This is a genomic window from Agromyces indicus (assembly GCF_031432295.1).
GTDB classification, from domain to species: domain Bacteria; phylum Actinomycetota; class Actinomycetes; order Actinomycetales; family Microbacteriaceae; genus Agromyces; species Agromyces indicus.
This window is the reverse complement of the sequence record NZ_JAVKGS010000003.1, coordinates 610691-624293: the sequence shown is the minus strand read 5'-3', so window position 1 is coordinate 624293 and position 13603 is coordinate 610691. Positions and strand designations below refer to the sequence as shown.

The 13603-nt window shown below is 72.1% G+C and carries 13 protein-coding genes; 8 read left to right on the top strand and 5 right to left on the bottom strand.

Translation table 11 applies throughout. The features are described from left to right. Positions 1-8: 8 nt before the first annotated feature. The 5 genes from RH861_RS12880 (at position 9) to RH861_RS12860 (ending at position 2776) form a co-directional block, all read left to right on the top strand. Positions 9-389 carry a chorismate mutase gene (locus tag RH861_RS12880; RefSeq protein ID WP_310521300.1) on the top strand — a complete coding sequence of 127 codons (381 nt, stop codon included), beginning with the start codon at positions 9-11 and terminating at the stop codon, positions 387-389. Beyond that, the gene (locus RH861_RS12875; protein ID WP_310521299.1) at positions 386-1354 is read left to right on the top strand and encodes an SDR family NAD(P)-dependent oxidoreductase; all 969 of its coding nucleotides are present in this window, start codon (positions 386-388) and stop codon (positions 1352-1354) included. Before RH861_RS12880 ends, RH861_RS12875 begins: the two co-directional genes overlap by 4 nt. After that, a complete protein-coding gene (locus RH861_RS12870) occupies positions 1351-1569 on the top strand; it encodes a hypothetical protein (protein ID WP_067948331.1) in 219 nt (72 codons plus the stop codon). The genes RH861_RS12875 and RH861_RS12870 overlap by 4 nt, the downstream gene beginning before the upstream one ends. Continuing rightward, the gene (locus RH861_RS12865) at positions 1566-1985 is read left to right on the top strand and encodes a pilus assembly protein CpaE (RefSeq protein WP_248599101.1); all 420 of its coding nucleotides are present in this window, start codon (positions 1566-1568) and stop codon (positions 1983-1985) included. The genes RH861_RS12870 and RH861_RS12865 overlap by 4 nt, the downstream gene beginning before the upstream one ends. A 248-nt stretch (positions 1986-2233) precedes the next feature. Further along, on the top strand, positions 2234-2776 hold the full coding sequence (locus RH861_RS12860) for a hypothetical protein (protein WP_310521298.1): 543 nt from the start codon (positions 2234-2236) through the stop codon (positions 2774-2776). 12 nt (positions 2777-2788) lie between these two features. On the opposite strand, the gene RH861_RS12855 is transcribed toward RH861_RS12860, so the two are convergent. The 3 genes from RH861_RS12855 to RH861_RS12845 form a co-directional block, all read right to left on the bottom strand. Further along, complete coding sequence (locus RH861_RS12855) at positions 2789-3775, bottom strand: NUDIX domain-containing protein (RefSeq protein ID WP_310521297.1); 987 nt, start codon at positions 3773-3775, stop codon at positions 2789-2791. 76 nt (positions 3776-3851) lie between these two features. Continuing rightward, positions 3852-6164 (bottom strand): phosphoribosylformylglycinamidine synthase subunit PurL, encoded by a 2313-nt coding sequence (gene purL / locus RH861_RS12850; RefSeq protein ID WP_310521388.1) that lies wholly within the window; start codon positions 6162-6164, stop codon positions 3852-3854. Between the two features lie 331 nt (positions 6165-6495). Next, on the bottom strand, positions 6496-7311 hold the full coding sequence (locus RH861_RS12845) for a shikimate 5-dehydrogenase (RefSeq protein WP_310521296.1): 816 nt from the start codon (positions 7309-7311) through the stop codon (positions 6496-6498). 218 nt (positions 7312-7529) lie between these two features. On the opposite strand from RH861_RS12845, the gene RH861_RS12840 reads away from it, so the two are divergent. After that, entirely contained in the window at positions 7530-10712 is a 3183-nt protein-coding gene (locus tag RH861_RS12840) for a carbohydrate binding domain-containing protein (RefSeq protein ID WP_310521295.1), read from the top strand. A 209-nt stretch (positions 10713-10921) separates the two neighbouring features. On the opposite strand, the gene RH861_RS12835 is transcribed toward RH861_RS12840, so the two are convergent. Together RH861_RS12835 and RH861_RS12830 are read right to left on the bottom strand one after the other, a co-directional pair. Further along, positions 10922-11428: a DUF3817 domain-containing protein gene (locus RH861_RS12835; RefSeq protein ID WP_374760988.1), complete on the bottom strand. Its 507-nt coding sequence runs from the start codon at positions 11426-11428 to the stop codon at positions 10922-10924. A gap of 117 nt (positions 11429-11545) precedes the next feature. Beyond that, positions 11546-12103, bottom strand: a complete 558-nt coding sequence (locus RH861_RS12830; RefSeq protein ID WP_310521294.1) for a hypothetical protein — start codon at positions 12101-12103, stop codon at positions 11546-11548. Between the two features lie 105 nt (positions 12104-12208). Here RH861_RS12830 and RH861_RS12825 point away from each other — a divergent pair, with 105 nt between their 5' ends. After that, on the top strand, positions 12209-12742 hold the full coding sequence (locus RH861_RS12825) for an adenine phosphoribosyltransferase (RefSeq protein ID WP_067949056.1): 534 nt from the start codon (positions 12209-12211) through the stop codon (positions 12740-12742). Positions 12743-12837: 95 nt separating this feature from the next. Next, positions 12838-13572: a flavodoxin family protein gene (locus RH861_RS12820; protein WP_310521293.1), complete on the top strand. Its 735-nt coding sequence runs from the start codon at positions 12838-12840 to the stop codon at positions 13570-13572. The last annotated feature ends 31 nt before the right edge of the window (positions 13573-13603 follow it).

Here is a 13603-nt window from a genome sequence, read left to right as displayed (position 1 = left end):
GTCGAAGCATGACCGCCGAGACCTCCGACCGCGCCGCCGACCCCGCACCCGCCGTGTCCGGGGTCGGCGGCGCCGTCGACGAACGCGACGCGGCGATGAGCGAGCTGCTCGGCATCCGCTCGAGCATCGACAACATCGACGCCGCCCTCATCCACCTGCTCGCGGAGCGGTTCAAGTTCACCCAGCAGGTCGGGCGGCTGAAGGCACGCCACGGGCTTCCGCCCAGCGACCCCGACCGCGAGAAGCGCCAGATCGCGCGGCTGCGCGCGCTCGCCGAGGACGCCCACCTCGACCCCGCCTTCGCCGAGAAGTGGTTCAACTTCGTCGTCGCCGAAGTCATCCAGCACCACGAGGAGCTCGCGGGCAACGGGGGGTCGGACGAGCTGTGACCTGGTACCCGACGCCCACGCCGTCCCAGGCGGGCCGCGCCGTGCTCGTCACCGGCGCGAACGCGGGCCTCGGGTTCTTCACGTCCGCCCGGCTCGCCAAGGCCGGGGCGCACGTGGTCCTCTCCGGACGCGACCCCGACCGGTTGGCCGCGGCCGTCGCGGCGATCCGCGGGCGCATCCCCGCGGCATCCGTCGAGACTCTCGTCATCGACGTCGCCTCGCTCGACTCGGTGCGTGCCGGCGTCGACCGGCTGCTCGACCGGGCGCCGCTCGACACCGTCGTGCTGAACGCGGGCATGGTGCACACGCCCGCCACCCGCCACGAGAGCGTCGATGGCCACGAGCTCGTGCTCGCCACGAACGTGCTCGGCCACTTCGCGCTGCTCGGGGGCACGCTGCCGCACCTGGCGCCGGCCGCCCGCGTCATCACGATCGGATCGCTCTCCACGCGACTGTCGACGTTCCGCACCGGCGACCTCCAGCTGCGCCGGTCGTACGACGCGTGGCGCGCATACGCGCAGTCCAAGATCGCGGCGTCCGCGCTCGCGTTCGAGCTCGACCGGCGGCTGCGCCGTGCGGCGACGGATGCCGCGGAGTCGGTCGGCGCCGCATCCGTCACGCCGCGCGTGCACAGCCTCATCGCCCACCCCGGCTACTCCATCTCGGGTCGCACCCCGCGCGTGCCCGGCGTCAACGAGCCGACCCGCGTCGAGCGGTTCGCCGACGCGCTGCAGTCCCCGTTCGCGCAGGGCAAGCATCGCGGCGCCGACGTGATCGTGCACGCGGCCGCCGCCGACGACGTCGAGGGCGGGCAGTTCTGGGGGCCGCGGTACGAGGTGAAGGGCCCTCCGTCGCTCGGCACCCCGACCCGGACGTCGCGCGACCCGGCCATCGGCGCCGCGGTGTGGGCGTTCGCGGAAGAGGCCGTCGGCGCGGCGTTCGACGTCGAGGCGGTCGGCCGATGATCCGGAACCTCGTCGGACGCTGGTGGTCGTCGCCGCGTACGCGGCTCCGGATCGCGCGTGTGCTCGTCGTCGCGGGCATCGTGCTGGTGCTCGTCGCGTTCGCGACCACCCGGTGGGGGTTCGTCTTCGCGGGCATCCTCCTGATCGGCTTCGGCGCCGCGGCCGGTCCCGCACGCATCCGGCCGCGCGGCGGCCCGGCGGAGCCGCCGCGATGATCAGCCGCGAACTCGCCCTCCAGCTGCGCGATGCCGGCCTGGTCTGGCATCCGGAGTCGGGCGACCGGTTCCAGCTCGACCTGCCGAGCCATGTGGAGGCCGACGTCGAAGCCGACACGTTCACGGTCTCGGACATGACGATCGAGACCCACCGCTACCCGACCGGGACCATCCTCGGCTTCAACGGCACCACCGAGTGGGCGCTCGACTCCGTCGCGATCGCCGACGCGGTGTGGCTCCCGCGAGAGGACCAGCTGCGCGAGCTGCTCCGCGCCACGTTCCGCGGGCTGCGCCGCCTGCCCGACGCGTTCGAGGTGGAGATCGAGCTGGACGGCGCGACCCGCCGCTTCGAGCACCCCGACCCCGCCGAGGCCTACGGGCTCGCGCTCCTCGCCCTGATCGAACGCACCCGCTGACCCCGCTCGCGCGGCGGTTCGACTCGTGCTCGGCGGTTCGACTCGTGCTCGGCGGTTCGCCTCGTGCTCGGCGGCGCCGAGTGTCCAACGGATGCGGGTACGAACCGGATGAAGCGGCATCCGTCGGACACTCGTCATCGAGGCGGGCCGAGCGGATGGCGATGCCGCGTTCGTGAGGGGGGTCCAGCTTCACGACCTGATGGGGGCGGTCCCCATCGCGCGTGCGATGCGTGCGTAGGCTCGTCGGCATGGACACTGCGGATGCCTCGGCGGCCGTCGCGCGGGCGCGCGAGGCCGTCGACCGGGCCGTGCGCGCGCTCGCCGCGGCATCCGCCCGCACCGAGACGCTGGCCGAGTACGTGCCGGCGCGACGCGTGCTCGGCGTGCCGCGCGCCCCGCGCATGTCGCCCATCGGCCCCGTGTGGCGCCTCGGCGTCCTGCTGCTCGACGCCGACGGGCGGCTGTACGCCACCGGCCGGGTGATCCGCGCCGAGCGACCCGTGCGGAAGAGCGTCATCGCGGAGTCCGTCGCCGAGCACCGCGCCTACCGCGCCGCGGCGGTGAAGGGCGGCATCCCCGAGGGTGCGACCGTGGTCTTCGACGCCGCGGCGGTCGAACTCGACGAGGCGGCGCTCATTGCCGGGTCGGGTCCGCTCGCGCTCATCGACGGACCCGAGGGCGCGGTGGTGGCCGTGCGGTGGAACCCCTCGACGACCGGGGCGCTCATGCCGCTCGAGCCGTACCTCGCCGAGCGGGTCGAACTGCTCGTCCGGCCCACGCAGGAATCCTGACCGGGGGAGCGGTCAGAAGCCGAACGCCGTCACGGCGGGCAGGCCGCCGTCGCGCCAGCCCTCGAGTGCGTACCGCTCGTGGTGCACGAGGCGCTCGGGCAGGGCGTCGAGCGCGAACCACTCGAGCGCGCTCGCCTTGTCGGGCTCCTGCAGCGCCGGGATGCCGCGCCATGCGCGGGTGACGAAGAACACGTCGAGCCGCTGGTCGACGGGCCGCCCGGTCGGTGCGGTGCGGTGCATCGCCGTGACCGGCTCGAGGTCGCCCTCGTCGACCTCGACGCCGAGTTCTTCGAGGGTCTCCCGGACGGCGCCCGCGAGCACCGACTCGCCCGGATCGACGTGGCCGGCGGCGGAGGCCGCCCACCAGCCGTCGTAGTACCCGGTGCCCTCGCGCTGCTGCAGCAGGACCCGGTCGCCGTCGACGAGGAAGACGTACGCGGCTGGGATGAGCGCGAACGACCCGTGCGCGGCGGCGTACTCGGCGGGGTAGGACTGCGGTTCGTCGCCCGGATCGGGCTCCGGCACGTGCGCCGCCGCCCCCGGTTCGAAATGGGCCGCGAGGTTCACGAGGGACGACGTGAGCCCTTCGGCGTGGTCGCGAGCTCGGACCCCGTCGGGCACGTCGCGCGCCGCGAACTCGACGAGGGTGCCCTCGGGCGTGCTGCGGAGGCTCCACGCCATCCGCATCCTGCCGCCGAACGCCGGGTCGTCGGACTCGAAGTCGACGAGCTGCTCGATCAGTTCGCCGGGCACGACGCGCGCGATCCGCACTTCGGCGACGTCGGACGTGGCGTCGCTCTTACCGGGCGCGCCGGCCGCGTCGTCGTAGGTGAGCACGAGGCGGTACGACCCGCCGTCGCGCAGGTCGAACCGCTCGAACCGCCCCCGCATGCCCTTCGGCGGCAGCCAGGCGAGGAGCGCGTCGGGATCCACGAGGGCGGCGAACACGGCCTCGCGATCGGCGTGGATCAACAGGCTCGCGAGGTCCGTCCGACTCATGCGGCGACCCTACCGGGTGCCGCCGTCCGACGCGGGGCGTGCGATGCCGCCGCCGCGCCGGGGATGCGGTGCGCGGCTAGTAGCCGACGACCGGACCGAAGGCGTCCGCCAGGGGCGCCCGGTTGACCGTGCGGAGCTCGTCGATCGAGACCGTGAACGCGTCCTGCACCTCGAGCGAGCCCGACGCGGCATCCGTCACGCCGATGCGACGCACGGGCACGCCCCGACCCTCGCACAGGCCGCGGAAGCGCACGTCGTCCTCACGCGGCACGGTCACGATGACGCGCGACGCCGACTCGGAGAACAGCGCCGTCGCCAGGTCGATGCCGCCATCCTCGACGACCTCGTTGAGGACCACCCGGGCGCCGACGCCGAACCGCGAGACGGCCTCGGCCAGCGCGACTGCCAGGCCCCCGTCTGACAGGTCGTGCGCCGAATCGATGAGGCCCTCGAGTGCGGCCGCCGCGAGCAGGTCGCCCAGCTGCTTCTCGCGACCCAGGTCGACCATGGGCGGGATGCCGCCGAGGTGGTCGTGCACGACGCCCGCCCAGGCGGAGCCGTCGAGCTCGGCGTACGTCTCGCCGAGCAGGTAGATGTTGTGCCCGTCGTCCTGCCAACCCGACGGAACGCGGCGCGCGACGTCGTCGATCACGCCGAGCACCGCGACGACCGGCGTCGGGTGGATCGGGACGTCGCCGGTCTGGTTGTAGAAGCTGACGTTGCCGCCCGTGACCGGGATGCCCAGCTCGAGGCATCCGTCGGCGAGGCCCTCGACGGCCTGCGCGAACTGCCACATGACCTCGGGGTTCTCGGGGGAGCCGAAGTTGAGGCAGTCGGAGATGCCCATCGGCGTCGCACCGGTCACGGCGACGTTGCGGTACGCCTCCGCGAGCGCGAGCTGCGCGCCGCGGCGCGGGTCGAGCTGGCAGTAGCGGCCGTTCGCGTCGGTCGCCACGGCCACGCCGAGCCCCGACTCCTCGTCGACGCGGATCATGCCCGCGTCATCCGGCGCCGCGAGCGCGGTGTTGCCGAGGACGTAGTGGTCGTACTGCTTCGTGATCCACGCGGCATCCGCCTGGTTCGGCGAGCCGACGAGCTGCAGGAACTGCGCCCGGAGCTCGTCGCCGGTCTGCGGGCGGGGCAGGTCGGCGGCGGAGTCGGCCTGGAGGGCGTCGAGGTACGACGGGTAGGTCATGGGCCGCTCGTACACGGGCCCGTCGACCGCGACGGTGCGGGGGTCGACGTTCACGATCTCCTCGCCGCGCCAGGTGATCGAGAGGCGACCGGAGTCGGTGACCTCGCCGAGCACGCTCGTCTCGACGTCCCACTTCTTCACGACCTCCATGAAGCCGTCGAGCTTCTCGGGGCGCACGATGGCCATCATGCGCTCCTGGCTCTCGGACATCAGGATCTCCTCGGGCGTGAGCGACGGGTCGCGCAGCAGCACGTCGTCGAGCACGATCGACATGCCGCCGTCGCCGTTCGCCGCGAGCTCGCTCGTCGCGCACGAGATGCCCGCGGCGCCGAGGTCCTGGATGCCCTCGACGAGGTCGCCGGCGAACAGTTCGAGGCAGCACTCGATGAGCACCTTCTCGGCGAACGGATCGCCGACCTGCACCGCGGGGCGCTTGGTCGGGCCACCCTCGGCGAACGTGTCGGACGCGAGGATCGACGTGCCGCCGATGCCGTCGCCGCCCGTGCGCGCACCGAACAGCACGACCTTGTTGCCGACGCCCTTCGCATTCGCGAGGTGCAGGTCCTCGTGCCGGAGCACCCCCACGGCGAGCGCGTTCACGAGCGGGTTCTTCTGGTACACCGGGTCGAACCAGGTCTCGCCGCCGATGTTCGGCAGGCCGAGGCAGTTGCCGTAGAAGCTGATGCCCGCGACGACGCCGTGCACGACGCGTGCGGTGTCGGGGTCGTCGATGGCGCCGAACCGCAGCGCGTCCATGACCGCGACGGGGCGCGCGCCCATCGAGATGATGTCGCGGACGATGCCGCCGACGCCGGTCGCGGCGCCCTGGAACGGCTCGATGAACGACGGGTGGTTGTGCGACTCGATCTTGAACGTGACCGCCCAGCCCTCGCCGATGTCGAGCACGCCCGCGTTCTCGCCGATGCCCACCATGAGGTGCTGCTTCATCTCGGGCGTGACCTTCTTGCCGAACTGGCGCAGGTGCACCTTGCTCGACTTGTACGACGCGTGCTCGCTCCACATGACGGAGTACATGGCGAGCTCCGCGCTCGTGGGGCGTCGGCCGAGGATGTTGCGGATGCGCTCGTACTCGTCGGGCTTCACGCCGAGCGCCGCGTACGGCTGCTCCTTCTCGGGCGTCGCGATGGCGACCTCGACGGTGTCGAGCTGCGCGGTGCGGGGCGCCTCGATGATCTCGGCGTCGGCCGCGCCGGGGGCGTCCGGCTGCGGGTACTGGCTGGCAGGCGTGGACGAGGTCTCGATGGTCACGGGTGGCGAGCTCCAGAGGGTGGCGGCGAGCGGATGCCGCGGGGCGGATGCCGGACCCCGCCAGTCTACCGGCCGTGCTCACCTGAGCAGTCGCGAGGTGCTGCCTCCCCTTCTCAGGAGTTATGCGGCGTGTCGCGTGTCGCAGCGGCGTGTCGTCCTGAGAAACGCACGGTTCCGGGCCCGGGCTCCTGAAAACGGGATCCGACGGATGGCGCGGAGCGCGGGGCGCGGGCGTGGGGCGTGGGGCGCGGGCGCGCTACCCGGCGCGGGAGAAGGCGGCGGCGCGCTCGACCTGGTCGCGCGTGAGTGCGACGCCCGTGTAGCGCTCGAACTGGCGCGCGGCCTGCAGCGCGATGACCTCGGCTCCGGTGATGACGGGCGTGCCGGCGGCGCGCGCGGCCCGGATGAGCGGGGTCTCGGCGGGGAAGGCGACCACGTCGAACACCGTCGAGGCGCGCTCGATGAACCGCTCGTCGAACGCGAGCGCCGCGGCATCCGCCCCCTGCATGCCGAGCGGCGTGACGTTGACGATGACGTCGAAGGATGCCTCGGGGTCCTCGGCCGCCCACTCGTAGCCGTACTTCGCGGCGAGCGCCGGGCCCGCTTCGGTGTTGCGCGCGAGCACCTTCAGGTCGTCGAAGCCGGCGCCGCGGAACGCCGCCACGACGGCCTTCGCCATGCCGCCCGAGCCGCGCACGACGACGCGCGAGGCCGGGTCGAGCCGGTGCTCGGCGATGAGCTGCGCGACGGCCTCGTAGTCGGTGTTGGATGCCGTGAGCCGGCCGCCGTCGTTCACGATCGTGTTGACCGACTCGATCGCCGCGGCCGACGGCTCGAGCTCGTCGACGAGCGGGATCACGTCCTCCTTGAACGGCATCGACACGGAGCAGCCGCGGAAGCCGAGGGCGCGCATGCCGCGGATCGCGCCCTCGAGGTCGTCGGTCGTGAAGGCCTTGTACATGAAGTTCAGCCCGAGCTCGTCGTAGAGGAAGTTGTGGAACCGGGTTCCGAGGTTCGACGGGCGGCCGGAGAGGGAGATGCAGACCTGCATGTCCTTGTTCAGGATGGGCATGCGCCCCATTCTCGCCCGGGTGCGCCGGGCTCGAGCGCGCCTCGGGCGCGAATCGTCGCATCGCCGCGCTTGAGGCGGCGATTCGCGTCCGCCGCCGCCCCCGGCCGGCCGGACGCGCGTCCACCTCGCCGTTGAGATCGCAGGTGACACGTGTCATCATGTCCAGGTGCGGCCAACGGGGGCCGCCGTACTGTGACGGAGCAGACATGCAGGCAAGAATGAGAGCGCTCTCACGCGGAGGCGGCGCCGCCGTCGTCGCCGCGGCGCTGTTGGTTCCCCTCGGCGCGACCGCGACCGCGGCGGCGGCCGAGGGAACCACGACCGTGATCACCGACTTCGAGGGCGGCGCGCCCTCGGGCTTCTTCAGCTACGGCTCTGCCGGCTTCGGCGTGGTCGACGTCGCCGCCGGTACGGCCGACGCGAAGCCCGGCCAGGAGGGGCCGACCAAGGTCCTCTCCTACGGGTGGGACGTCAGCGCCGGCGGCAGCTTCGGCGGCGTCGGCGAGACGTTCATCGCGACCCGCGACGTGAGCGCCTACGACGGCGTCACCTTCTGGATGAACGGGTCCGGCAACGGCACCGCCCTGCAGTTCGAGCTCTTCGACGGCGGCGCGAACCCCGACGCGTCCGAGCGCTTCGACACCACGATCGTCGACGACGCCGCCGGATGGCGCCAGGTGACGCTGCCCTGGTCGGCCTTCCAGCGCGCGACCGACTTCCAGCCCGACGGCGCCCCGAACGACGGGTTCGGCAAGGCCGCCGTGTGGGGCTACGCGCTCCCGGCGGTCAACGGCGCCAACACCGTGCGCATCGACGACATCGCCGTCTACTCGGGCATCGAGGTGCCGCCGGCCGTCTCGTTCGCGAGCTCGACCGCGAGTCTCATCGAGGGCGACACCGGCTCCATCGAGGTCCGCCTCGACCGCGCGCTCGAGACGCCCGTGACGGTCGCCCTCCAGGCGACGGATGACACCGCCGTGGCGGGCGACGACTACGTCGACCCGAGCACCACGATCGAGTTCGCCGCCGGTGAGACGAGCCGCACGATCGACCTCGAGACGGTCGCCGACGACGTCGAGGAGCCGAACGAGACGCTCGTGCTGACGCTCGCCGACGTCTCCGGCGCGACCCTCGGGTCGCCGTCGAGCCAGACGGTGACGATCCTCGACGACGACGGCGAGGTCGTCGGCCCGCCGGACGGCCGCACGCTCATCGTCGACGACCACGAGACCCCGCTCGTGCAGGGCGACGCCGGCGGCATCCCCGTCGGGTGGTTCGGCGCGCAGGACCCGAACAGCTCGGTCGCCTTCGAGCGCACGGATGCCGCGCCCGCGCCGGTTCCCGGCGCCCCCGCCGGCAACCACGTGCTCGACGCCGACTTCGACGTGACGAGCTTCGGCGTCGTCGTGCGGAACTTCACGAACGAGACCGCCGACGCCTGGACCACCCAGGACTGGTCGACCTACCAGGGCATCGGCTTCTGGCAGTACGGCAACGGCTCGGGCACCGACCTGTTCCTCGACCTGCTGGACAACCGCAACCCCGGTTCGACCGTCGACGACGCCGAGCGTTTCGTGGTCTCGTACGAGGACGACTGGCGCGGCTGGAAGTTCCTCACGTTCGACTTCGCGGACTTCACGCGCAAGAACATCGGCAACACGGCCCCGAACGACGGCCTGACGCTCACCGAGATGCACGGCTACGCGTTCGGCTCGCTCCGGACGAACGCGCCGCTGACGTTCCGGTACGACGACGTGCTGCTCTACGGCGAGGTCGAGCCGCCGGCCCTCTCGGTCGGGTTCGACCGGGCCGGATACGAGGTCACGGAGGGTGACACGCTCACGGGCGTCATCCGCCTGAACCGCGTCGCCGACGAGGACGTCACGGTCGCCTACGAGTCGCTCTCGATCGAGGCGCGCACCGCGACCGAGGACCTCTCGGCCACCGCCGACCGCGACTTCACGCCGGTCAGCGGCACCGTCACGATCCCGGCCGGCGAGCGCGAGGCCACCATCGAGCTGCCCACGCTGCAGGACGGCAAGTACGAGGTCGACGAGACGTTCGTCGTCCGGCTGTCCGACCCGCAGGGAGCCGAGTTCGGCTTCGTGCGCACCGCCACCGTGAGCATCCAGGACGACGACGAGAAGGACCCGTCGCTGGTCGACGACTTCGAGTCGACGCCGTGGCTGTTCGACACGTCGGGCAAGTCGGTGCTCACCACGCGTGAGATCGCCGCCGACTCGGGCGCGGGCTACGAGGGCCAGGACGCGTTCGAGAGCGTGGCCGACTTCTCCTACCGGGGCAAGTCGACGCTCGGCCGCGAGTTCGCGGGCGGGCAGGACTGGTCCGACGCCGAGGGGCTCAGCTTCTGGGTGAAGGGCTCGGAGAAGGCCACCCCGATCACCGTCGAGATCCTGGACGACCCGGCGCCCGACCAGGGCCCCGACACGTGGGAGCTCGCGTGGAGCGACGAGTTCGACGGTCCCGCCGGCGCACCGGCGAACCCGGAGAACTGGACATACGAGACCGGCGGCTGGGGCTGGGGCAACGACGAGCTCCAGTACTACACCGACAGCACCGACAACGCGGCGCTCGACGGTGAGGGCAACCTCGTCATCACGGCCCGCGAGATCGACCCTGAGACGACCGACCTCGAGTGCTGGTACGGACCGTGCGAGTACACCTCGGCGCGCCTGATCACCGAGCAGAAGCAGGAGTTCGAGTACGGCCGCATCGAGTCGCGCGTGCAGGTGCCCGAGGGCTCGGGCATCTGGCCGGCCGTGTGGTCGCTCGGCACCGACTTCCGCGAGGTCGGCTGGCCGCAGACCGGTGAGATCGACGTCATGGAGTTCGTCGGCCGCCTGCCGAACGAGATCTTCGGCACCATCCACGGCCCCGGCTACTCCGGTGGCCAGTCGTACGGCGGGATCTACGACTTCGGTGCCCCCGTGCCCGGCGACTGGCACGAGTTCGCGGTCGAGTGGACGCCCGAGGAGATCGTCTGGTCGGTCGACGGCATCGTCTACCACCAGGCCGACCCGGCGGATGTCGCGCCGAACGAGTGGGTCTTCGACCACCCGTTCTCGCTGCTGACCAACGTCGCGATCGGCGGCAACTTCGGCGGCGCGCTCGGCGACGACCTCGAGTTCCCGCAGTCGCTCACGGTCGACTACGTGCGCGTCTACCAGGCGCCCGACACGGCCGAGCGATTCACGGCGAGCACCGTCGTGCGCGGCACCGGGTGGCAGCAGGTCACCGTCCCGTTCGACGCGTTCGAGCGGGCCGACGAGCAGCCCGAGGGTGCGCCCGACGACGGCCTCACGCTGACCGACGTGCAGGGCTACTCCCTGACGTTCGCCGGCAAGGGCACCGTGTCGATCGACCGCGTCACGGTCGAGTGACCGGGCGCTCCTAGCCCGACGAACGAGGGCGGGGCGGATGCCACGGCATCCGCCCCGCCCTTCGTCGTGCTGTAAGGACGTCACACGCCCCCGCACGATTCTTCCGACCCTTTTCAGGAGTTATCCGGCGGGTCGCGTCGTGGCGCGGCGTGTCGTCCTGAGAAACGTGCGGTATCGGCGAGCGGTTCCTGAGAAAGGAGGGCGGGAGGTCAGTCGCGGCCGCCGGGCGGGCCGATGATGAGGAGGATCGTGAACACCGCGGCGATGCCGAGCACCGACAGGATCGTGAGCAGCAGCGGCCGCGCGAGGAACCACCGCAGCATCCGGTTGATGACGTTGCCGTCGGCGGGGTGGTCGGTCGCCTCGCGGCGCCATCCGCCCTCGAGCCGGTCGTGGCGCAGCACCCACCGCTCGAACGGGATCGTCGCGTAGGGCACGATCGCCGACACGACGCCGAGGGCCATGAGGCCGAGCGGCCAGCGCTGGTTCACGCCGACGAGCACGGCCGTGAACGCGTACGCGAGGAAGACGAACCCGTGGATCGAACCGCCGACGAGCACCGCCCAGTCGAGTCCGAGCGTCGCCCGCATGATGAGGCCCGTGATCAGCATCGTCCACGTGATCGCCTCGGCGAAGGCCAGCAGCCGGAACAACCGCTTCGGGGTGAGGCCGGGGGCGACCGACGTGACGGTCGTGGTGGTGGCGGGCGCGGGCAGGATGGGGGAGTCGGGGGAGCTCACCGGTCCATCTTCGCAAGTCGACCTGCGAACCGCATTGAACGAAGGGCTGAGCGGATGCCGCGGCGGGCTCCGTTTCGCGATTCCGGGGCCGCCTCAGCCCCTGCCGCCCTTGGGCCCCTTGCCGTTGCCCTTGTCGCTCCCCTTGCCCTTGCCGGGGTTGGAGTCCTTCGAGCCCGGCCCGCCGGAGTCGCCGGAGCCGCCCGAGCCGGAATCGCCGCCTCCGCCGCCTCCGCCGCTCCCGTCGTCGCCTCCGCCCGAGGACTGCTGCTGCTCGGCGAGCTCGCGCAGTCGTTCCTCGAGCGTCGCCTGCGCATCGAGCAGTTCCTGCCGCTCGGCCTCGCTCTCGGCGGCGAGGATCGCTACCTCGAGGTCCTTGCGCACGAGGGTCATCGCGGCGGCGATGGCCTGGAACCGGTCGTCGTCGAGTCTCCCGTGAGAGTGCGCGCGCTCGAGCCGGTCCGCCATCTCGTCGAGTCCGGCGACGGCCGCGGCCCAGTCGCCGGCGGCGCTCGACGCCGCGATGGCGTGCACGTCGCCCCGCAGCTCTGCGGCGGTCTCGGCCTGGTACGACGGCGCCGAGCAGCCCGACAGCGCCAGGACCACGGCGATGGCGGTCGCGGCGGCGGCGCGGGGCAGGTGGCGATCCGTCATCCGGCGAACGTACCCGGGCGGCCGAGGCGGCGGAACCGGGTTGACGGCGGCCGCGCTGCTCCTCGGGAACCGCCGCCCGCGACCCGGCGGGGCTAGGGTGGGCCGGTGGACGATGCCCAGGTGCGCGAGCTCGTCGAGTCGAAGCTCGCGACGATCCCCGACTTCCCCGAGCCCGGCGTGCTCTTCCGCGACCTGACGCCGGTCTTCGCCGACGGCCCCGCGTTCCATGCGCTCGCGGAGGCGCTGACGGCGCCGTTCGCCGGCCGGTTCGACGTCCTCGCGGGCGTCGAAGCTCGCGGGTTCCTGCTCGCGGGCGCCGCGTCGGCGCTCTGCGGTGCGGGCGTCCTCCCGGTGCGGAAGGCCGGCAAGCTCCCGCGCGCGGTGCTCCGCGAGGAGTACGACCTCGAGTACGGCACCGCCGCGCTCGAGGTGCACGAGGGCGAGCTTCCGCCGGGGTCGCGCGTGCTCATCGTCGACGACGTGCTCGCGACCGGCGGCACGGTCGGCGCGGCGGCCCGCCTGGTGGAGCGCGCCGGCTGGACCGTCGCCGGCGTCTCCGTCGCGATCGAGCTCGAGGCGCTCGGCGGGCGCGGCATGCTCGCCGGCCGGTACGACGTCCACAGCGTGCTGCGCTACTGACCGACGAGAACGGATGCCGCTTGCGGGCGGTGCGCGAGGTGTGCGTTCGCTGACAACCCCGCGGCATCCGCCCCTGGCCGGAGTAGCGTCGGCCCATGGCAGCCGAACCGGACTTCAGCGATCTGACCGCGCTCTTCGTCAACTGCACCCTCAAGCGCTCGCCCGAGACGAGCAACACGCAGGGCCTCATGGATTCGAGCATCCGGCTCATGCGCGAGCACGGCGTCTCGGTCGAGTCGATCCGCTTCGTCGACCACGACGTGGCGACGGGCGTCTACCCCGACATGCGCGAGTACGGCTGGCAGTACGACGCGTGGCCGGAGGAGATCTGGCCGAAGGTGGAGGATGCCGACATCCTCGTGATCGGCGGCCCCATCTGGCTCGGCGACAACTCGTCGGTGACGAAGCGACTCATCGAGCGGCTCTACGCGATGAGCGGCGAGAAGAACGCCAAGGGGCAGTACGTGTTCTACGGCAAGGTCGGCGGCGCGATCATCACCGGCAACGAGGACGGCATCAAGCACTGCGCCATGGACATCCTCTACAGCCTGCAGCACATCGGCTTCACGATCCCGCCCGCCGCCGACGCGGGGTGGATCGGCGAGGCGGGTCCGGGGCCGAGCTACCTCGACGAGGGCTCCGGCGGGCCCGAGAACGACTTCACCAACCGCAACACGACGTTCATGACGTACAACCTCATGCACGTGGCGAAGCTGTTGAAGGACGCCGGCGGCATCCCCGCGATCGGCAACGTGCGATCGGAGTGGGACGAGGGCGAGCACTTCGGCTACGTGCCCGCGCCCGATCACCCGAATCCCGAGTACCGCTGAGGCGCGCGCGAGTCAGTCGGCGTCGATGCCG